General features: G+C 69.6%; 17 protein-coding genes and 1 pseudogene. 7 read left to right on the forward strand and 11 right to left on the reverse strand.

All coding sequences use genetic code 11. The features are described from left to right. Positions 1 to 5 precede the first annotated feature (5 nt). Positions 6 to 320, reverse strand: coding sequence for a DUF3817 domain-containing protein (locus tag HGB51_RS02190; RefSeq protein ID WP_070206593.1), 315 nt, complete (start codon positions 318 to 320; stop codon positions 6 to 8). Between the two features lie 86 nt (positions 321 to 406). Continuing rightward, entirely contained in the window at positions 407 to 1,171 is a 765-nt protein-coding gene (locus HGB51_RS02195; protein ID WP_070206592.1) for an SDR family NAD(P)-dependent oxidoreductase, read from the reverse strand. A 101-nt stretch (positions 1,172 to 1,272) separates the two neighbouring features. Between HGB51_RS02195 and HGB51_RS02200 the strand changes: the two genes are divergently transcribed. Both HGB51_RS02200 and HGB51_RS02205 read left to right on the forward strand, forming a co-directional pair. Further along, positions 1,273 to 2,181, forward strand: coding sequence for a LysR family transcriptional regulator (locus HGB51_RS02200; protein ID WP_070206591.1), 909 nt, complete (start codon positions 1,273 to 1,275; stop codon positions 2,179 to 2,181). Positions 2,182 to 2,238: 57 nt separating this feature from the next. After that, complete coding sequence (locus HGB51_RS02205) at positions 2,239 to 3,396, forward strand: MFS transporter (protein WP_070206590.1); 1,158 nt, start codon at positions 2,239 to 2,241, stop codon at positions 3,394 to 3,396. Here HGB51_RS02205 and HGB51_RS02210 read toward each other — a convergent pair whose 3' ends face one another. From HGB51_RS02210 to HGB51_RS02245, 8 genes and pseudogenes are all read right to left on the reverse strand, one after another. Beyond that, positions 3,397 to 4,314, reverse strand: a complete 918-nt coding sequence (locus HGB51_RS02210; RefSeq protein WP_070206589.1) for a M14 family metallopeptidase — start codon at positions 4,312 to 4,314, stop codon at positions 3,397 to 3,399. 244 nt (positions 4,315 to 4,558) lie between these two features. Beyond that, positions 4,559 to 5,534, reverse strand: a pseudogene (locus tag HGB51_RS02215) (zinc-binding dehydrogenase). A gap of 14 nt (positions 5,535 to 5,548) precedes the next feature. Then, positions 5,549 to 6,325 (reverse strand): hypothetical protein, encoded by a 777-nt coding sequence (locus HGB51_RS02220; protein ID WP_070206588.1) that lies wholly within the window; start codon positions 6,323 to 6,325, stop codon positions 5,549 to 5,551. Positions 6,326 to 6,405: 80 nt separating this feature from the next. Next, positions 6,406 to 8,046 (reverse strand): MFS transporter, encoded by a 1,641-nt coding sequence (locus HGB51_RS02225; RefSeq protein WP_070206587.1) that lies wholly within the window; start codon positions 8,044 to 8,046, stop codon positions 6,406 to 6,408. Then, a complete protein-coding gene (locus tag HGB51_RS02230) occupies positions 8,040 to 9,338 on the reverse strand; it encodes an alginate export family protein (protein WP_070206586.1) in 1,299 nt (432 codons plus the stop codon). The genes HGB51_RS02225 and HGB51_RS02230 overlap by 7 nt, the downstream gene beginning before the upstream one ends. After that, a complete protein-coding gene (locus HGB51_RS02235) occupies positions 9,317 to 11,158 on the reverse strand; it encodes an amidohydrolase (RefSeq protein WP_070206585.1) in 1,842 nt (613 codons plus the stop codon). Before HGB51_RS02235 ends, HGB51_RS02230 begins: the two co-directional genes overlap by 22 nt. Before the next feature lie 13 nt (positions 11,159 to 11,171). Beyond that, positions 11,172 to 11,579, reverse strand: coding sequence for a DoxX family protein (locus HGB51_RS02240; protein WP_070206584.1), 408 nt, complete (start codon positions 11,577 to 11,579; stop codon positions 11,172 to 11,174). A gap of 2 nt (positions 11,580 to 11,581) precedes the next feature. Continuing rightward, positions 11,582 to 12,238, reverse strand: a complete 657-nt coding sequence (locus HGB51_RS02245; protein WP_070206583.1) for a hydrolase — start codon at positions 12,236 to 12,238, stop codon at positions 11,582 to 11,584. 185 nt (positions 12,239 to 12,423) lie between these two features. On the opposite strand from HGB51_RS02245, the gene HGB51_RS02250 reads away from it, so the two are divergent. Together HGB51_RS02250 and HGB51_RS02255 are read left to right on the forward strand one after the other, a co-directional pair. Continuing rightward, a complete protein-coding gene (locus tag HGB51_RS02250) occupies positions 12,424 to 15,447 on the forward strand; it encodes a sensor histidine kinase (RefSeq protein WP_084738820.1) in 3,024 nt (1,007 codons plus the stop codon). Beyond that, the gene (locus HGB51_RS02255; protein ID WP_070206582.1) at positions 15,444 to 16,103 is read left to right on the forward strand and encodes a response regulator; all 660 of its coding nucleotides are present in this window, start codon (positions 15,444 to 15,446) and stop codon (positions 16,101 to 16,103) included. The genes HGB51_RS02250 and HGB51_RS02255 overlap by 4 nt, the downstream gene beginning before the upstream one ends. On the opposite strand, the gene HGB51_RS02260 is transcribed toward HGB51_RS02255, so the two are convergent. Next, positions 16,100 to 17,293: an MFS transporter gene (locus tag HGB51_RS02260; protein WP_070206581.1), complete on the reverse strand. Its 1,194-nt coding sequence runs from the start codon at positions 17,291 to 17,293 to the stop codon at positions 16,100 to 16,102. The two genes, HGB51_RS02255 and HGB51_RS02260, sit on opposite strands and share 4 nt — an antisense overlap. Positions 17,294 to 17,389: 96 nt before the next feature. Between HGB51_RS02260 and HGB51_RS02265 the strand changes: the two genes are divergently transcribed. From HGB51_RS02265 to HGB51_RS02275, 3 genes are read left to right on the forward strand one after another with little or no spacing between them, the layout of a single operon-like run. After that, entirely contained in the window at positions 17,390 to 18,349 is a 960-nt protein-coding gene (locus tag HGB51_RS02265; protein WP_070206580.1) for a LysR family transcriptional regulator, read from the forward strand. 43 nt (positions 18,350 to 18,392) lie between these two features. Then, positions 18,393 to 19,715 (forward strand): Nramp family divalent metal transporter, encoded by a 1,323-nt coding sequence (locus tag HGB51_RS02270; RefSeq protein ID WP_070206579.1) that lies wholly within the window; start codon positions 18,393 to 18,395, stop codon positions 19,713 to 19,715. Between the two features lie 55 nt (positions 19,716 to 19,770). Continuing rightward, on the forward strand, positions 19,771 to 20,604 hold the full coding sequence (locus HGB51_RS02275) for a class I SAM-dependent methyltransferase (protein ID WP_070206578.1): 834 nt from the start codon (positions 19,771 to 19,773) through the stop codon (positions 20,602 to 20,604). Positions 20,605 to 20,642: the final 38 nt, after the last annotated feature.

The raw sequence follows: 20,642 nt of genomic DNA on the forward strand, positions 1-20,642 counted from the left end.
GCCCTTTACGCTGCCGGACGTGCGCCCAGCAGGCCACGCCGCTTGAACCACCACTCCAGCGGCAGCGTCACCAGCGGCGGCACCGCCGCCAGCAGGGCCAGCACGGCCGCCCACCACGGCCAACGCAGCTTGACCGCGGCCAGCACGGTGACCACCACGTAGACCATGAAGGCCACGCCGTGGACGGGGCCAAACAACGCGACGCCCGCAGTGGTCGGCTCGGCGGCGTGGTATTTCAGGTACATGCCGACCAGCAGGCCGGCCCAGGTGAAGGCCTCGAACAGGGCCACGACAGCGAATACGCGACCCATCGGGTGCATCGGTACGGAAGAGCGCAAGAGAAGTCCAGCTACAGCGGCAAGGCCGGCCATCATACCGGCTTGCCGCGAATGCGACGCTTTCGCACTCAGACGAACATGCCGCCCGACGCTTCCACGCGCTGTGCGTTGATCCAGCCAGTCGCCGGCGACAGCAGCGCCACCACCACCGGACCGATGTCGTCCGGCTTGCCGGCGCGGCCCAGTGCGGTATTGCCAGCGACCATCGCGTTGATCGCCTCGTCGTCGCGCACGCGCCCACCGCCGAAGTCGGTCTCGATCGCACCCGGCGCCAGCGTGTTGGCACTGATCCCGCGCGCGCCCAGTTCCTTGGCCAGGTAACGGCTGAACACTTCGATGCCGCCCTTCATCATCGCGTAGGCCGAACTGCCCGGCAGCGCGAAGCGGGCAAGCCCGCTGGAGACATTGAGGATGCGACCACCGTCGCCGATCAGCGGCAGCAGCGCCTGGGTCAGGAAGTACGGGCCCTTCAGATGCACCGCGACCAGCTGGTCGAACTGGGCGGCGGTGGTGTCGGCAATCATCGCGTGCAGGCCTTCGCCGGCGTTGTTGAGCAGGCCCTGCAGGGTGGTTTCGCCCCACGCCTGCAGCTGCGCACGCACCGCATCGGCGAACGCGGGGAAGGAATCGCTGTCGGCCACGTCCAGCGGCAGCGCAGCGGCACGGCGGCCCAGCGCCTGGATCTGGGCAACGACCTCATTGGCCGCGCCTGTCTGGTTGCGGTAGGTCAGCACGATGTCGGCACCGTCCGCGGCAAGCGCGAGGGCGGCGTTGCGGCCAAGGCCACGGCTGCCACCGGTGACCAGCACGATGCGGGAAGTCGAAGAACTCATGGGAGGCGCTCCTGGGTTGGGGTGCAGCCAGACTATTGGTATTGCCAGCACGCATAAATCACGCGATCCTGATTTGACTGTCCAACTGGAACGAACAATCCATGGATCGCCTCGATCAGCTGCGCAGCTTCCTGCGGGTCGCCGAATTGGGTTCGTTCACCGCAGCGGCCGAGCAGCTCGGCCTGCCCAAGGCCAGCGTGTCCCTGGCCGTCCAGCGGCTGGAGGCTGAGCTGGGCGTGCAGCTGCTGCACCGGACCACCCGTCGCGTGCGGCTCAGCGCGGACGGCGCGCAGTTCCAGCAACGCGCGCGCGACCTGCTGGATGACATGGAGGACCTGCAGGGCATGTTCCGCCGCGACACCGGCCAGCTCAAGGGCCGGCTGCGGGTGGACATGTCCAGTGGGCTGGCCCGGCAGTGGGTGATTCCGCACCTGCCCGGCTTCCTCGACCGCCATCCGGGGCTGGAAATCGAGCTGAGCGGCACCGACCGCCGTGTCGACCTGGTCCGCGAAGGCTTCGACTGCGTGCTGCGGGTGGGGCCACTGGACGACAACACGCTGGTCGCGCGCCCGATCGGGGCGATGCACATCGTCAACTGCGCCAGTCCCGGCTACCTCGCCGCGCACGGGGTGCCGCGCAGCGTGGACGACCTGGCAACCCACGCCCTGGTGCATTACGTAGGCACGCTGGGCCAGCGTTCGCCGGGCTTCGAATACCACGACGGCCAGGGCTACCGCAGCGTGCCGATGCGCGGCGCGGTCACGGTCAACAGCGGCGAGGCCTACAGCGCAGCGGCGCTGGCCGGTCTCGGCATCATCCAGGTGCCCCGCCTGGGCGCACGCCAGGCGCTGGCCGCCGGACAGCTGGTGGAAGTGCTGCCGGACTGCGTGGCCGAGCCGATGCCGGTCACCCTGCTCTACACCCAGCGCCGGCACCTGCCGCGTCGGGTGGCGGCATTCATGGACTGGGTGGCTGAACTGCTCGGCCCCGAACTGGCGCGCCGGGATTGACCACCCTCCCCGGCGCCCGGGTAAGCTGTGCGCCACCCATGTAAACGTTTTCATGCCATGTCCGAACCGCTCGACGCGCTTGCCAGCGCCGCCCGCACCCCGCGCGCCGAACAACACGCCACCCGCGCCGCATTCTTCCTGCCCGGTTTCGCCACCGCCGCGTGGGCGCCGCTGGTGCCGTTCGCCAAGACCCGGACCGGCCTGGACGAAGGGACGCTTGGACTGGTGCTGCTGTGCCTGGGCGCCGGCTCGCTGCTGGCGATGCCGCTGGCCGGGATCCTGGCCGCCCGGCATGGCTGCCGCGCGGTGATGGTCGCCACCCTGCTGATGGTGGTGGCCAGCCTGCCGTTGTTGGCCATTGCCCCGTCGCCGTGGACGCTGGGCCTGGCGCTGTTCGTGTTCGGCGCCGGCGTGGGCGCCTGCGACTGCACCATGAACATCCAGGCGGTGATGGTGGAGCGCGACAGCGGCAAACCGATGATGTCCGGCTTCCACGCGTTCTACAGCATTGGCGGCGCGGTCGGTGCCGCCGCGATGACCGCGTTGCTGTCGCTGCAGCTGGCACCGCTGTGGGTGTGCGTGCTTGGTTCGCTGGCGATGCTGGTCGTGCTGGCGCTGTCGGTGCGCTACTGGCGCCGCGACCGCGCGCCCAGCGGCGCACCGGTGTTCGCGATACCGCATGGCGTGGTGCTGGCGATCGGCGTGCTGTGCTTCGTCGCGTTCCTGGCCGAAGGCGCGATGCTGGACTGGAGTGCGGTATTCCTGCACGAAGTGCAGCAGGTGCCGCCGGACCGCGCCGGGCTGGGCTTCATGACCTTCGCCATCGCCATGACCGTGACCCGGCTGGTGGGCGACGGCGTGGTGGCGAAACTGGGCCGCCTGCGCGCGATCCTGCTCGGCAGCATCGTCGGTGCGCTGGGCTTCGGCGTGGCCACGTTCGCCGGCACCCTGCCGGTGGCGCTGCTGGGCTATGCGCTGATCGGCCTTGGTTGCGCCAACATCGTGCCGGCGCTGTTCTCGATGGCCGGCAACCAGAAGGCCATGCCGGAAAGCCTGGCCATTCCAGCGATCACCACGCTGGGCTATGCCGGCGTGCTGGCCGGGCCGGCGCTGATCGGCTTCGTGGCCCAGGCCAGCAGCCTGGTGTTTGCGTTCTGCCTGGTTGCAGCGGCGCTGCTGCTGGTCGGCATCAGCGCCCGCTGGGTCAAGGCCTGATCAATGCGCCAACGCGTAGTCGATCGCCGCGCACACCGCGGCCACCTGCGCGTCGTTGCACTGCTGCGGGGTCGCGCGCGGGCTGTCCGGGTAGACCTCGGTGGTGGTCGTGAAGCGCGCGCCGGTGATGCTGGCGCACAGGCCGAGCTTCTTCAGCGGGTACTGGATCACGCCGGGGGCGACCACGGCTGAGCCGATGATTTCGTTGCGTTCATCGGCCGGGGCGATGTGGGTCACCTGCTCCACCGCCGCATTGACCGCCTGCTGGAACGCCGGCTGCGGGTTTTCGGTGTCGTCGACCAGGTAGAAGCCATCGGGAATCAGGCCCGGCTCGAACGGCTTGCCATCGCGTGCGGCCAGCGCCGGGCGGAACTCGGACTCGTCGCTGTCGGTGGTTTCGTGCAGGTCGATGTGCATGACCATGCCCTCGCGCAGCGGCGCGACCAGTGCCATCAACGCGGCCGATTCCTGGGCCGGGCTGTCGGCCACGAACGAACGGTTCGGATCGATGGCATCGGCATTCCAACGCTGGATGCGCTCATAGCCCCACGGGCTCACGCACGCCACCACCAGCACGTTGGCGCGGCCCGCGTAGTCGGCTGCGCGGGTGTCGAGGAACTGCAGCGCGCCTTCCACGCCGCTGGTTTCGTAGCCGTGGACGCCGCCGGTGACGAGGACGGACGGGAGTGACGGATTCCAGTTCTTGCTGCGCACCGCGAACAGCGGGTAGGTGTGCGGGGCGTAGTCCAGGGTGCCGTATTGGGTGACGTCGAACCGGTCACGCAATGCGTCCAGTTTGGGAACCACGTCGTCGGTGTATGAACGCACCGGCACCTGCTTTGCCCGCCATTCCGATTTTTCGGCGGCGCCCCACGGTTGGTTGGGGGTGCCGATGGGGTAAAAGCGGGTGTCGTTCATGGCGGGCTCGGCGTGATTACGGAAGAACCCTGATTTTAGCGTTCGCGACGGCGCCGTCACACCCGCGGTAGGGTCGCATCCCGATCGACCGCCGATAGCGGTGATCGTGTCATTAGGGCATGACCCGGATCGGAATCGTGCAGGTCTGCCGGTAGAGCCTGTTCCGATCAGGGGTCATGCCCCATCGCATGCGGCAACGTTCACTGCGGTCGATCGGGATGCGACCCTACCGGCAACAGCCGGATTACGGACGCAGCAGGACCTTGCCGTTCCGACCTGCCTGCAGGCTGGCCGCGGCCGCCTCCGCCACCTGATCCAACCCGTAAACCCCATCCACCGGCAGGCTCAATCCGCCCTTGGCGGCCAGGGTCAACAACTCGCCGACCAGCCGCCGCTTGTCTTCCGGCGCCATGGCCTGGCTGACCTTGCTGCCCCAGAAGCCCTTGACCGTGGCCTGCTTGAAGATCACATCGCCCGAACCGATCTGCATCGGTTCGCCGGTCATGGAACCGAACGACACCAGCGTGCCGTTCTCGCTCAGCAACTTCATCAGCTCGCCGCTGGCCGTGCCACCAACCGAGTCCACCGCCGCAGCGACCACGCCGTCACCCACCTTAGTCTTGACCTGCTTCGTCCAGTCTTCGGATGCCGTGGAGATCGTGTTTTCGATCCCCAATGCTTCCATCTCGGCGACACCGGCATCGCGTCGCACCAGGTTGAGGCAATGCACGCCGCGCGCCTTGGCCAGCATCGCCAGCGCCTTGCCCACCGCACCGTTTGCGGCGTTCTGCACGATCCACTGGCCCGGCTTCACCTGCAGGAACTCCAGCAGCATCAGCGCGCTCAACGGCATCGCAATCAACTGCGCGGCGGTGTTGTCGTCGATGCTGTCCGGCATCGGGATCACCATCTTCGCCGGGGCGATGAAGTACTCGGCCCAGGTGCCATGCACCGGCGCCGCTGACCCGTTGGCCCACCTGCAGCCCGGTCACGCCCTCGCCCAGCGCATCGATCACGCCGGTACCTTCGCTGCCGCCGATGGCCGGCAGCGTAGGCTTGTAGCCGTACTGGCCGCGCACGGTCCACAGGTCGTGGTTGTGGATCGGAGCCAGCACCGTGCGCACCCGCACTTCGCCGGCGCCGGGCTGCGGGGTCGGCGCTTCGCCGCCGTGCAGGACTTCGGTCGGGTCACCAAACTGCTCATGCAGTGCAACGCGCATGTTCTTCTCCTTCTTCAACGACGGTGGCGGTGCGCGGCGACCACGCCCGCGCGCGGCGTGCGCCAGGCACGCGTGCGCAGCAACAGGGTCTGCAGCACCAGCAGCGCGGCAATGGCCAACGCCAGCACCGCAATGGTGTCGGCGCCCGGCAGGCGCCAGTCGGACTGCTTCACATACACCCCGACCAACGCCCACAGCACCGCCGCCGGATAGGCAAAATGCCGGCGCAGGCGGTAATTCATCACCCAGGCCAGCACGGTGGCGATGGCCAGCAGCACCACGCTCCAGCCCAGCATGTTGCCGGTCGGCAACCACTGGTAGGCGACGATCACCTGTGCGGTATTGAGGAACGCGGCCATGGTCAGCCAGCCGGCATGCAGCGCCAGCGGATACGCGGCGAACGCACGTTGCCCCGCGCTCGCGGTCGGCGGCGCGGCGCGCACGGCGGCCACCAGCAGGCACACCAGCGCGGTCCAGATGATCGCCAGCGCCGGCAGGAACAGCTCGTTGGAAAACACAGGCATCCACGCCGCGGTCAGCGCGAAACCGGCCGCCGCCCAGCCACGCACGCCGGCGTTGTCATCCGGCCGGCGCTGGCGCAGCTGCCACAGGCCGAAGGCCACGTCCCACAGGAAGATCAGGCCCCAGATCGAGAACGCATACCCGGCCGCCACCAGCAGCGTGGGATAGCGGTCCGAAATCGCGCCATTGGTCGGACCGAATTCCCCGGTCTGGGACAGCCACGCCACCAATGGCATGGCCAGGGCGGCCAACAACACGATCCAGCGCATGCATCTGCTCCTCTCAAAGAGCGCCGACCATACGCCGGATCCGGTTAAAACGGTGGCACGACCGCCCTGGCCCGCGGCCTTCAACCCAATGCGTGGTGCTCATGATCGCCGTGCAGGGCCTTCAGCGCACCGCTGCCCCCCACGAAATGCCGCACGATCGGCGCGTGCTCGTTGCGGTGCAGCGCACGCACCCGGTCCTGCAGCGCACGGTCTTCGGCGGTCACCCGCTCGTGCTGGCGCAGGTGCTCGATCCACGAACTGGTCACGAAATACTCCATGTGCACGCCCGGCGTGGCCACGTCTTCGGCCACGCCCCAGATCACCGCGCCGTCGCGGCGCCGGGTGCGGCCGAGCTCGCCCAGTAGCCGGTGGAACGCGGCGCGGTCGGCGTCGTCGATGTGGTACTCCACGGTGACCAGCACCGGGCCACGGTCATGCGTGACCGGCACCGCCAGCTCAGGCGCGGGCCAATGCCCGGCGGGACGCAGGTCGAGCTCTTCGCTGCCGGCAATGCGCACCCGCCATACCAGCAGCCCGGCGACCACGGCGCCGATGGCGGCCACGGTCAGCGCAACCGGGATCGAGGTACGCTGGGCGATGCTGCCCCAGCTCAGCCCGCCGGCGGCCATGCCCAGCGAGAACACCATGATGTACAGCGACAGCGCGCGCGCGCGCACCCAGGCCGGCACGGCGGTCTGCGCGGCAATCTGCAGCGACGACAGCACCGTGATCCAGGCAAAGCCATTCACCAGCATCGCCACCGGCAGCAACGCCCAGTGCCGCAGCCACGCCAGGCCCAGCAGGCTCAGCGCGCAGGCGAGCGTGGCCAGCAGCACCAGCAGGTCGCGGTCCAGGCGCGCACGCAGGTGCGGCAGCAGCAGCGCGCCGGTGACCGCGCCGATGCCGATGCAGCCCAGCAGCAGGCCATAGGTGCCTGCCCCGCCCTGCATCTCGCCGCGCACCACCAGCGGCAGCAACGCGGTGACCGCGCTGGCGAAGAAGAAGAACCCGGCCGACTTGATCAGCACCGCCTGCAGGCGCCCGGCACGCAGCGCATAGCGCAGACCGGCACGCAGCCCGGCGCCGAAGCCTTCCGGCGGGAGGCTCGAGGCCTGTGCATCCTGCTTCCAGTTGAACAGCACCCACAGCATGGCGGCGAAGCTGATCGCGTTGAGGCCGAAGGCCCAGCCCGCACCGAGCTGCGCCACGATCAGGCCACCGATCGCCGGGCCCAGCGAACGGGCAATGTTGATGCCGATCGAGTTCAACGCTACCGCCGAGGCCAGCATCGGACGTGGCACCAGCTCGGAAACGATGGCGGCCTGGGCCGGCATCGCCATCGCCGCGCCGCAGCCCATCGCGAAGGTCAGCGCCACCAGCAGCGGCGGGGTCAGCATCTGCAACGCCGTGAGCGTCGCCAGCGAGGCCGCCACCAGCAGCATCCAGCCCTGGGTGAACAGCAGGTAGCGGCGCCGGTCGACGATGTCGGCCAGGGTGCCGGCCACCAGCGCCAGCAGCACCACCGGCACGGTGGTGGCCGACTGCACCAGCGCCACCATCAGCGGCGAGCCGGTGCGCTCGGCCATGACCCATGCCGCGGCGACATCGTTGACCCAGGTGCCGACATTGCTGCCCAGGATCGCCAGCCACATCGCCCGGAACAGCTTGATCTTCAGCGGCGACCAGGCGCCGGGCGCCGCATTTTCGTGTGTGTCTACCATTGCCATGCTCCAACTACCGATGCAAAGAAGGTGTCGCGGCCACCGGCCGCACGCAGGCCAGGACCGGCCTCGAACCACGCCAGCTGGCCTTTCCAGGTCCACTGCGGGCTGGCCTCCCAGCTGGTTTCCCACTTGTACTGCTGGCCGATCCGGCGCGGCGTGCCGGCCGTGCCGGGGACCGCCGCCAGCGGCGCCGGGGTGGTGTAGACGGCGTCGCTGCGCTGGTGCTTCCAGGCCAGTTGCCAGCCGATTTCAGTGCTCAGGCCGGGGCGCGGGGTCAGGGTCAGCGTGGGCTGCACATCCATCAGGTTGGCCGGCGCCAGCAGGCTGGCCTCACTGAAGTACGCCGACTTCGGGTACATCGCATTGAACGTCCCCAGCCGCCCGTCCTGCGGGTTGCGGTCGCCACTGGCGATATCCAGCTTGATGCCCAGCCGCGGTTGCCAGCGGATCGAGGGCCAGCGCAGTCCACTGTCGGTGGCCAGGGTCCAGGCACGAATGTCGAGGTTGCCCTGGCTGCGCGACAGCGTGCCCTGCTGCGCGACCAGTTCAATGTTGGCGTCCCAGCGCGGTTGCAGCGCAAACCAGCGCGTGCCCAGCGAACGCCGCCGCTCGTTGCCCACGGCGCTGGCAAAGCGTGCGCCGTCGCGGCCGTAGTCGAGCAGGTAGAGATCGGTGCCGTTGCCCGCTCTGCCGCGCTGCCAGGTGGCATAGCCCCCGGCCAGGTGCTGGCCACGGTCGCTGCGGTCGTCGAACGCGCCCATGCGATTGTCGACCGGGCGCAGCGCCATCAGGTCTAGCCTGAAGCCGCCCTGCTGCCAGCGCCCGCGCACGCCGTCGAAGGCGAGCCGGATGTTGGGACCGTCGCGCACCGACAGCAGTCGGGAGCTGCCGTACGCCGCTTCCTGGCGACCCAGCTGCCAGCTGAGGTGTTCGCCGTGCCAGCGCACATAGCCCTGTTGCAGGTCGAGCGCCCCCTGGTCGGTGCCGCCGGGCCCGCCGTTGCGGCCCTGCTCCGCATGCACGCCCAGCTGCGCGAATCCTTCCCAGCCGTCCCGCCGCACTGCGGCCGAGGCCAGCGCGCGCAGCAGGCCGTAGCCATCCTCGCGCCCACCGATGCCGAACCGGGTGGGGTCGTAATACATCCCGCGCAGGCGCAGCGAGGCGTCCAGCTGCAGCTCGCCGCCGCCGTCCAGCGCGATGCAGCGCCCACTCGCGTCATTCGTGCACGCACTCGCCAGCGAGGGCAGCGCCATCGCCAGCGCCAGGCTCAGAACGCGAAGCACGAACATCCCAGTGCGCCCCAGAACGCATTCGGCGCGTCGGTCGGCACCGGGTGCGCGGCCGCGTGGCCATGCGCATGGGTGCGACACCCGCCTGCGCCATGCACGTGTGCATGCGCCGCCAGGCCGGTGGCCGCACCGCCCACGTGGTAGCCGCCGAAGCGGTTCACCGGCGACCAGTCCGGCATCGCCGGCGGCAGGGTCGGTGCGAGCGGGCCGAACTCGCCGTCGCCATGCACCACCCGCCCGCCGACCACGGTCAGCACACTGGTGATGTCGGCAATCGCGGCATCGTCCACGGCAAAGTAATCCGAAGACAGCACGCAGAAGTCGGCCAGCTGTCCCACCGCCAGCGTGCCCTTGCGACCGTCATCGCCGGAGAACCAGGCACTGCCCTGGGTCCACAGGCGGAGCGCCTCTTCGCGTTCAAGCAGGTTCTCTTCGCCATACAGCGCCAGCCCGCCCACGGTGCGCCCGGTGACCAGCCACGACAGCGCCACCCACGGGTTGTAGCTGGCCACGCGGGTCGCGTCGGTACCGGCGCCCACCGGCAGCCCGGCCTGCAGCATGCGCCGCACCGGCGGGGTGTGCCGCGCCGCCTCGGCGCCGTAGCGCTGCACGAACGCTTCACCCTGGTAGGCCATGCGGTGCTGGATCGCCAGCCCGCCACCGAGCGCGCGGATGCGGTCGATGTTGCGCGGGGTGATGGTTTCGGCGTGGTCGATGAACCAGTGCAGGCCGTCGAACGGAATCTCGCGGTTGACCTGCTCGTATACATCCAGGATGCGGTCGATGCTTTCGTCATAGGTCGCGTGGATGCGGAACGGCCAGCGCTTCTCCACCAGCAGCTTCACCACCTCGGCCAGCTCCGGCTCCATGCCCGGCGGCAGCTCGGGGCGCGGTTCGTTGAACAGCTCGAAGTCGGCGGCGGAGAACACCAGCATTTCGCCGGCCCCGTTGTGGCGCAGCAGGTCATCGCCCTGGCGTGGCGCGAGCATCTCGCTCCACTGGTGGAAGTCCTGGACCTCCTTGCCCTTGTTCTGGGTGAACAGGTTGTAGGCGATGCGCACGGTGAGATCACCGTCGCGGTGCAGCTGTTCGATGACCTGGTAGTCCTCGGGGTAGTTCTGGAAGCCACCGCCGGCGTCGATCACCGAGGTGATGCCAAGCCGGTTGAGCTCGCGCATGAAGTGCCGGGTCGAGTTGGCCTGGTACTCGATCGGCAGCCGTGGGCCCTTGGCCAGGGTGGCATACAGGATCAGCGCGTTCGGCTTGGCCAGCAGCAGCCCGGTGGGGTTGCCCAGGCTGTCGCGTGCGATCTGTCCGCCCGGCGGGTCCGGCGTGTTCCTGTCGTAGCCACAGGCCCGCAGCGCGGCGCGGTTGAGCAGCGCGCGGTCGTACAGGTGCAGCAGGAACACCGGCGTGTCCGGGGCGATGGCGTTGAGTTCGGCCAGGGTCGGCAGGCGCTTCTCCACGAACTGCTCCGCGGTGAAGCCGCCGACCACGCGCACCCATTGCGGCGCCGGCGTATTGTCGACCTGCGCCTTGAGCATGGCCATCGCGTCGGACAGCGAGCGCAGCCCGTCCCAGCGCAGTTCCAAGTTGTAGTTCAGCCCGCCACGGATGAGGTGGGTGTGGCTGTCGTTGAGGCCGGGCACCAGGCGGCGGCCGCCCGCATCGATCACGGTGGCGTCGACAAGACCTGCGCGCACCTGCGCTTCGGCGCCAATGGCAGCAATGCGCCCGTCCACCACCGCCAGCGCATCGGCCTGCGGCACGCGGGGGTCGAGCGTGGTGATGCGGGCGTTGCGGATCAGCAGCGTGGTCATGGGTTTCTCTCTCTCACAGGGACTGCAGCGCGAGTGCGCCGGGTCCGGCCAGTGCGATGGCCAGCAGCGCCATCGTCCAGAACAGGGGGTACTCGATGCCGCCGTGCATCCAGAACCAGCCCTTGGGCAGGGCCAGCACAGCGGTGGTGGCCAGGAACAGCGCAGCGATGCTGGCCGCCGCGCAGGTCTGCCAGCCCAGCAGCACCGCCAGCCCGCACAGCACCTGCACCACTGCCAGCAGCAGGGGTGCGGGTGCGGGTGCAGGCAGGCCGAAGCCGCGCAGCTCGTCGGCGAACCCACTCAGGCCGGGGCCGCCGAACCAGCCGAACAATTTGCCCAGCGCGTGCGGCAGCAGGAAACCCCCCGCCGCCAGCCGCAGCACCAGCAGCCCCAGGTCCAGGCCGGTGGTGCTGCCGGCCATGTTCAGTGGCCGCCTTCCTGCGCGCCGAACATCGCCTTGGCGTACTGGATGCCCAGGCCGTAGCCGCCGGCATGTTCGCGGGCGATGCCGGTGGTCAGGTCGTAGGTGGCGCCGCGGCCCCAGTCGCGCTGCAGCTCCAGCAGGTATTGCAGGGCGGTGATCGGCACCGCGCCGGCCTGGACCATGCGGGTCACCGCGCGTTCGTGCGCCTCATCGCTGACATCGCCGCAGGCGTCGGTGATCACGTAGACCTCGAAGCCCTGCTCGATCGCCGACAGCGCCGGGCCGACGATGCACACGCTGGTCCACAGACCGGCCAGCACCACGCGCTTCTGGCCGATGCGGTTGATTTCATCCACGAGCGGCTGGTCTTCCCAGCTGTTCATGGTGGTGCGGTCCAGCACCTTCTGGCCCGGGAAGATGGCCGGCAGCTCCGGGAACATCGGGCCGGAGAACGACTTTTCGGCCACCGTGGTCAGCACCACCGGCACCTTGAAGCCGGCCGCGCCCTTGGCCAGCATCGCCACGTTGTTGCGCAGCGCGGCGATGTCGATGTTGCGCGTGGCGAACGCCATCTGCGACTGGAAGTCGATCAGTACGAGCGCGTGGTTGGTCGGCGACAGCAGCGAGCTGCCCGGAACGGCGGTGGCGGTGGTCATCGGAAGTCCTTGCGGGATGGGTGACCAGATGGTGACGGCGTCAGCGCCAATGCCCTACCCCCCTTGGGTGGTGGGCGCAGCTACTCTTTTGGGGGAGAAGTCCATGTCGCTACCCCATTGCGCACCCCTTGCGCCTGCCCCGAATGGGGAGTCATGCCCGCGTCCCGGCCTGAGACAATCCGCGCATGCAGCGCGTGCCCTTCGTGTCCCGACCCACCGCCCCGGCGACGAGGTGGCGACGGGCGCGCGGCTGGCTGCTGGCGGCGGCGCTGTGCCTGCTGTCGACCCTGCCCGCCGCAGCGGCTGCACTGTCCGACTACGAACACAGCGCATGGCGGGTCGGCCAGGGCGCGCCCGGCGATATCTGGGACATCGCCCAACTGGCCGACAACCGCCTGCTGCTGGCCACCGGTGCCGGCCTGTACCGCTTCGACGGGCGCCAGTTCGAGCGCGTCGCACCGCCCAATGGCGGTTCCTTTCCCTCGGCCAACATGACCTCGCTGGTGGTCGACACAGACGGCACGATCTGGATCGCCTACTACAACGGCAGCATCACCCGGCTCGACGCGCATGGCGCACGCGACTTCGGCAGCCGCGACGGCCTGCGTCCGGGTTTGATTCCGCGCCTGGAGCGCGACGCCAGCGGTCGCCTGTGGGCAGCCTCCGACGCGGGCCTGCGCTGGTTCGACGGCGTGCGCTGGCAGGCGCCAACGGCAGCCATGGGCATCGGCGACATCCCCGCACACTGGGCGCTGCGCGATCACCACGGCACCCTGTGGCTGCTTGCCGGCGGCGAGCTGTGGCGGCTGCGCTCGCACGCCACGCGGTTCGAACGGCTGGGCCTCCCGGTGTCCACGTTCTCCTCGCTCGCGCTGCGCGGCGACGGCCAGCTCTGGTTGGCCGATCGCCAACGCGGGATCATGCCGGTTGCAGATGCACGCGGCCTGCTCCCCGCCGCACAGCGCGAGGTGCAGCGCCTGCCGGGGCTGCTGGCCGGGCGAATCCGCTTTGCCGCCGATGGGAGCCTGTGGGGCAGCTTCGTCGCCAACGGCGGCATCTTCCATGTCACCGAAGGCGAGCGCGGCCCACGCATCGAACGCTTCGATGCCGCGCAGGGGCTGGCCTCCAGCACCGCCGGTCCGCTGCTGCAGGACCGCGAGGGCAATCTCTGGGTTGGCACCAACCTCGGGCTCAACCGCTTCCGCGAACACCAGGTGCATGCGCTGGCCCAGCCCGGCCCGGTCGATCCGCTGCGGGCGCTGTACCGCGCCCCCGACGGCGAGGTGTTCGGCCATGGCGTCGACCTGCAGCCGCTGGCACTGCGCCGCGCACTGCGCGATGCCACCCCCGCGGTGCAGCAGCACGCGGCCCGGGCCACCCGGCAACCGCTCTGGCTGGGCGATTGGAATGCGCTGGTGCGGATCGTGGACGGCCAGCGGGAGGCGCTGTCACCGCCCGGCTTCCCGGTGCCGCGCGAACTGCGCGCGCTGCTGCCGCTCGGTCGCGCCGAAGCCTGGTTCTGCCTGGGCAGCGACACCCTGCTCCAGTACCGCGCGGGTCGCTGGACACGCGACCCGTCACTGCCGCGCCAGGCCTGCACCGCACTCGCCGCCGGCAGCCACGGCCAGCGCCTGATCGGCTACCCGGACGGCACCCTGCGCGTCGGCAGCAGCGGCCACTACCGCCACTACACCCGTGCCGACGGACTGGACGTCGGGCCGGTCACGGCCACCGCGCAGGCCGGCGACAGGATCTGGGTGGCCGGCGAGAACGGCCTGGCCCTGCTCGGCCATGACGGTCGCTTCCGCACCGCGCGCGCCGCTGGCGATGGCCTGTTCGAAGGCATTACCGGGATCGTGCATGACGGGCGTGGCCGCTACTGGTTCAACGGCAGCCGTGGGCTGGTCCGGGCGGAAGCCGCCACCTTCGAGCGCGCGGTCGATGCCGGTCGGGACACCGCGCCGCGCCTGTTCGACACGCCCGATGGCATGCCCGGCATCGCCAGCCAGGCAAGCCCGGTGCCGAGCGCGGTGCTGGCCGCCGACGGCCTGCTCTGGCTGGCCACCAACCAGGGGCTGGCCTGGCTGGACACGGAAAAGGTGCGCGCCGACGCCTTGCCGCTTGTGCCACGGATCGGCACGCTGTCCACGGCCGGCACGCAACAACCGCTCCGCGACGGGCTGCAGCTGCCACCTGGCACCGCGCAGCTGCAGATCGACTACCAGGCCGTGTCGCTGTCGCGCCCTGAGCGCGTGCGCTACCAGCACCGCCTGGTCGGGCTGGACGACCAGTGGCAGGACGCCGGCAACCTGACCCGCTCCTTCTATACCAACCTGCAGCCCGGCGCGTACCGCTTCGAGGTGCGTGCCGCCAACGAGGACCAGGTGTGGAGTACCGCACACGTCCAGCGCGCTTTCCGCATCGCGCCGCTGTGGTACCAGACCGTGTGGTTCGGAATCGCCTGCGTGCTGGCCATGCTGGCGCTGATCGGCCTGGCCATGCGCCTGCGCAGCCGCAGGCTGACCCTGCTGGTCCGCGCGCGCCTGAAAGAACGCCACGCCGAGCGTGAGCGGATTGCCCGCGAGCTGCACGACACCCTTCTGCAGGGCACACAGGGATTGATCCTGCGCCTGCACGCGGTGAGCCACTCCCCGCAGGCCACCCCCGAGGTGCGTGCCGCGCTGGAAGCGGCCATGCAGCAGGCCGAACAGGCGCTGGGCGAAGCGCGAGAGCGGGTACGGCTGCTGCGCGACGGCAGCACCGACTACCAGGACCTGGGTGCCGCACTGGTCCAGGTGTATGGCGACCGCACCGACGACGCCGAAAGTCCCGCCTTGCGCCTGAACATCGAAGGCACCCCCCGCCCGCTGCGCCACGACGCTGCGGAAGAAGTGTTCCTGATCGGTCGCGAGGCCCTGCTCAACGCGTTGCAGCACGCCTCGGCCGCTACCGTCGATATCGAGCTGGCGTACGCGCGGCGCGGATTGCGCCTGCACATCCGCGATAATGGCAGCGGCCTGCCGCTACGGTTGCCCGACGACCGCTGGGGGCTGGTCGGCATGCGCGAGCGTGCCGAGCGCCTTGGCGCGCGGCTGCGGCTGTGGTCACGCCCGCAGGTCGGTACCGAAATCGCATTGTTCCTGCCCGGCGAACGCATCTATCGCCATCACCGCCGACGCTGGCGGCGCCCCACCGGAGAAACCGCATGACCGCCGTACCCCCGCCCATCGGCATCCTGGTGGTCGACGACCACCCGCTGCTGCGCGACGGCCTGGCCGCACTGCTCGGCCTGCAGCCGGACATGCACCTGCTCGGCGAAGCCGCCGACGGCGAAGAAGCGGTGGCCCAGTTCCTGGCACTGCAGCCGGACGTGGTGCTGATGGACCTGCAGCTGCCGGGCGTGGACGGGGTGGAAGCGATCAGCCGGATCCGCCAGCATGACCCGCGTGCGCGGATCATCGTGCTCACCACCTACCGCGGCGACGTCCGCGCGGTACGCGCCCTGCAGGCGGGGGCGAGCGGCTACCTGCTCAAGGACATGCTGCGCCACGAGCTGGTCGACACCATCCGCACCGTGCACAGCGGCAAGCGCGCCGGCATTCCCGCGCCGCTGGCGGCCAGCATCGCCGCGCACGTGGTTGAAGACAGCCTGTCGCCGCGCGAAACCGAAGTGCTCGGGCACGTCGCCGGTGGCCGCTCGAACAAGGGCATCGGCGAGCGCATGCACATCTCCGAACAGACCGTCAAAGCGCACATGAAGAACATCATGGAGAAGCTCGGCGCCCGCGACCGTACCCACGCCGTCACTCTGGCCCTGAAGCGCGGCATCATCAGCCTCGACGACACCGCCGAACCCACCGCCTAACGCCGGCGCACCACGAAACTCATCCCGGCCGTCACCACCGCCAACCCGGCCACGCCACTCCACCCGAAGTGCGCCAGCATCACCGCCCCCAGCGCACCGCCTGCGGCCATGCCCAGGAACACCCCGGTGAACAGCAGCGCATTGAGCCGGCTGCGTGCTTCCGGCGCCAGGCCATAGACCAGCGTCTGGTGCGAAACCAGCGCCGCCTGGAACCCGAAATCGAACACCACCGCGCTGACCGCCAGCAACGGCAGGATCGCGGCCTTCGGCAACCACGGGTCCAGCAGCAGCAACGCAAATCCAACCAGCGCGATCAGGATCGCGATACGTGCCACCGCATGGCTGCCCAGACGGTCCGCCCAGCGCCCCGCCAGCGGCGCGGCCAGCGCACCGGCCGCCCCGGCGATGCCGAACGCCCCGGCCACCGCGCTGCCCAGCTGGTAGCGGCTGTGCAGCATCACCGCCAGGGTCGACCAGAACGCACTGAAGCCCACCGCCAGCAGGCCCTGCGCATAGACCGCGCGACGCAGCGGCGGCTGCCCGCGCCACAGGCCGAACAGCGAGCGCAGCAGCGCCGGGTAGCCCAGCTTCGTGGTCGGGGCCATGTGCGGCAGCTCGCGCGCCAATGCCAACGCCATCACCACCACCGAACCCGCCGCGAAGCCGAACATCGCGCGCCAGCCCAGGGTCTGCGCGACCAGCCCACTGGCCACCCGTGACAGCAGGATGCCCAGCAGCAGGCCGGTCATCACCTTGCCGACCACCGCGCCACGATGCGCTTCCGGCGCCAGCGTGGCGGCAGCGGGCACCACGTCCTGGGCCACCGTGGCCATCAGCCCGATGAGCAGGCTGGCCAGCAGCAGCGTGGGCAGGTTGCCGGCGATGGCGGCGAAGGTCAGCGCCGCCGCCAGCACCAGCGACTTCACCAGGATCAGCCGACGACGGTCGAAGCGGTCGCCCAGCGGGGCCAGCAGCAGGATGCCCAGCGCGTAGCCCAGCTGGGTAAGCGTGGGCACCATGCCGGTGGCCTGCTCGCTGCTGCCCAGGCCGCCACTGATGACGCCCAGCATGGGCTGGCTGTAGTAGATGGAGGCGACAGAAAAACCGGCGCCGGCCGCGAGCGAGACGATCAATCGCGCGGGCACGCCATGCGCGGCGTGGGGCATTGCGGGGATATGCGTGGTGGACATGAGCCACTCCAGCCAAGAAGAAGATGCCGCAAGGTTCCTCTCTGGCCGCCCATACGTGTAGTAGGCTTGGGTACATATCCATCATACGAAGGTTGTATGACCACACCGTCCCCTGCCGCCGGCGCGGACCGGATCGACCTGCTGCACACCTTCGTCCGCATCGTCGAAAGCGGCAGCCTGTCGGCCGCAGCAGTGCAGCTGGGCACCACCCAGCCCACCGTCAGCCGTCGCCTGCAGACCCTGGAACGGCTGTTCGGCCTGCACCTCCTCCAGCGCTCCACCCACCAGATGACCCTGACCGAGGATGGCGAGCGCTGCTACGCCCACGCCCGTGCGCTGGTGGACGACTGGGACGCGATCCAGGCCGACCTGCGGGGCGAGGTCGATGTACCGCGCGGGCGCCTGCGCGTGGTGGTGCCGCATGCGTTCGGCCAGGCCCAGCTGCTGGAGCCGATGCTGCAGTTCATGGCGCGCCACACGCAGGTGACCCTGGAATGGATGCTGGAAGACAGCCCGGTGGACTTCATCGCCGATGGCATCGACTGCGCGATCCGGGTTGGCGGCGTCGATGCGCCGCAGCTGGTCGCGGTGCCGCTGGCCGAAGTACCGCGCATCGTGATTGCCGCCCCGTCGCTGCTGGGCACGGCCGACCCGCACGACCCCACCCTGCTGCCCGGCCTGCCGTGGATCGCACTGACCACGTTCTACCGCGAACGCTTCACCCTGCTGCCGACCGACGACGGCCCGGCCCTGCGGGTGGACATCCAGCCGCGCCTGCTCACCGACAACCTGTTCGTGGTGCGCCGCGCGGCGTTGTCCGGGCTGGGTGCGGCGGTGGTGTCGGCGTGGCTGGTGGCCGACGACCTGCGCGAAGGCCGGCTTCTGCAGCTGGTGCCCGGCTGGGAGGCGCCGCCGCTGCCGGTGCACCTGGTGTACCCGGCCGCGCGCCAGATTCCCGCGCGCCTGCGCGCCTTCATCGACAGCATGAAGGCCAGCCTGCCGTATACGCATGGCATGCGTTCGTTGCCCTTGCCGCCCCGCCGAACGCCGGGGTGATTTTGCACGGCCTGCATAACATAGCCTCTGCTATATTCGAGGCATGAGCGCGCACCCCACCACCCCAACCCCCAGCCTCGGCGACATGCACGCCAGCGTCGCCGTCCCCAGCGGCGGCCACTGGTGGTTCCGGCTGCTCGCCTTCCTCGGCCCGGGCTACATGGTCTCGGTGGGCTACATGGACCCGGGCAACTGGGCCACCGACATCGCCGGCGGCGCCCAGTTCGGCTACCTGCTGCTCTCGGTGATCCTGCTGTCCAACCTGATGGCGATCGTGCTGCAGGGGCTGTCGGCCCGGCTGGGCATCGCCACCGGCCGCGACCTGGCCCAATCCTGCCGCGACCATTTCTCCAAACCGGTGAACCTGTGCCTGTGGCTGCTGTGCGAGGTCGCGATCATCGCCTGCGACCTGGCCGAGGTGATCGGCACCGCGATCGCGCTGAAGCTGCTGTTCGGCCTGCCCCTGCTGATGGGCGCGATCATCACCGCGGTGGACGTGGTGCTGGTGCTGTGGCTGATGAACCGCGGCTTCCGTGCGCTGGAAGCGTTCGTGATCGCGCTGCTGCTGGTGATCTTCGCCTGCTTCGCGATCCAGATCGCGCTGGCCGCACCGCCGCTGCACGCGGTGCTGGGCGGGTTCATCCCCCGCGCCGAAGTGGTGACCAACCCGCACGCCCTGTACCTGGCGATCGGCATCATCGGCGCCACGGTGATGCCGCACAACCTGTACCTGCATTCGTCCATCGTGCAGACCCGCGCCTACCCGCGCACCGACCCCGGCCGCCGCAGCGCGCTGCGCTGGGCGGTGACCGACAGCACCATCGCGCTGATGCTGGCGTTGTTCATCAACGCCGCGATCCTGATCCTGGCCGCGGCGGTGTTCCATGCCAACGGCCGCACCGACGTGCAGGAGATCGAGCAGGCCTACGAACTGCTTGCGCCGATGCTGGGCGTGGGCATTGCCTCCACCCTGTTCGCGGTGGCATTGCTGGCCTCGGGCATCAACTCCACGGTGACCGCCACGCTGGCCGGGCAGATCGTGATGGAAGGCTTCCTGCGGCTGCGGATCGCACCGTGGGCGCGACGGTTGATCACCCGGGGCATCGCCATCGTGCCGGTGGTGATCGTGACCGCGATCTACGGCGAACAAGGCACAGCACGGCTGCTGGTGCTGAGCCAGGTGGTGCTGTCGATGCAGCTGCCGTTCGCGGTCATCCCGCTGGTGATGTTCGTGGGCGACAAGTCGCGCATGGGCGCGCTGGTGGCGCCCCGCTGGTTGCTGGCGTTGGCGTGGGTGATCGGCGGGGTGATCGTGGTGTTGAACGTGAAATTGTTGGTGGGGTTTTTCTTCGCAGGCGGCGCTTGACCTCAATCACGGTTGAGGTGGCACCCTGACAACTCCCATCCAACGAATCCACCCCATGACCTCCACCGCGCCGACCCAACACGATCTCTGGAATGGCCCGGCCGGCGATGCCTGGGTGCAGGCGCAGTCGCTGCTCGATGGCATGTTCGCCGGTTTAGTTCCGGTGCTTGCCAACCCCCTCGCGGCCGCGCCAGACGCGCATGTGCTGGACGTGGGCTGCGGAACCGGGGCGCTGTGCCTGGCCATTGCCGATCGCCTCGGGTCGGCCGGGCGCTGCAGTGGCGTCGACATTTCCGCCCCGATGATCGACGTCGCGCGCGAACGTGCACGGTCTGCGGGCCACGCCATCGAATTCACCGTGGCCGATGCCGAACAGCATGCGTTTGCCCCGGCCAGCCTCGACCGCATCGTCTCGCGCTTCGGGGTGATGTTCTTCAACCATCCCGTGCAGGCCTTCGCCAACCTGCGGCGTGCACTGCGCAGCGGCGGCCACCTGCATGCCATCGCCTGGCGCAGCCCGGCCGACAACCCGTTCATGACCACCGCCGAGCGCTTCGCCGCCCCGCTGTTGACCCTGCCTGCGCGCGCCGAAGGCGGGCCGGGACAGTTTGCGTTTGCCGATGCGGACAAGGTGCGGGGGATCCTGGCGGACAGTGGTTGGACGGACATCCAGATCACGCCGCTGGATGTTGAATGCCGTATCGCGGCAGACCAGTTGCCCACCTACGTCTCATTGCTCGGCCCAGTCGGCCAGGCGCTGCGCGCCGCCGATCTGGCGCCCGCCGACCGCTCCCGGATCCTGCAGACCGTGGTCGACGCGTTCGCGCCGTTCGTCCACGGCGACCAGGTGGTGTTCAACGCCGCGTGCTGGTCTATCCGCGCGGAGTAGCGGGCAACCACCAGCGCGGTGCAATTCCTGTAGCCTCC

It is taken from the genome of Stenotrophomonas bentonitica (genome assembly GCF_013185915.1).
Lineage (GTDB): Bacteria > Pseudomonadota > Gammaproteobacteria > Xanthomonadales > Xanthomonadaceae > Stenotrophomonas > Stenotrophomonas bentonitica.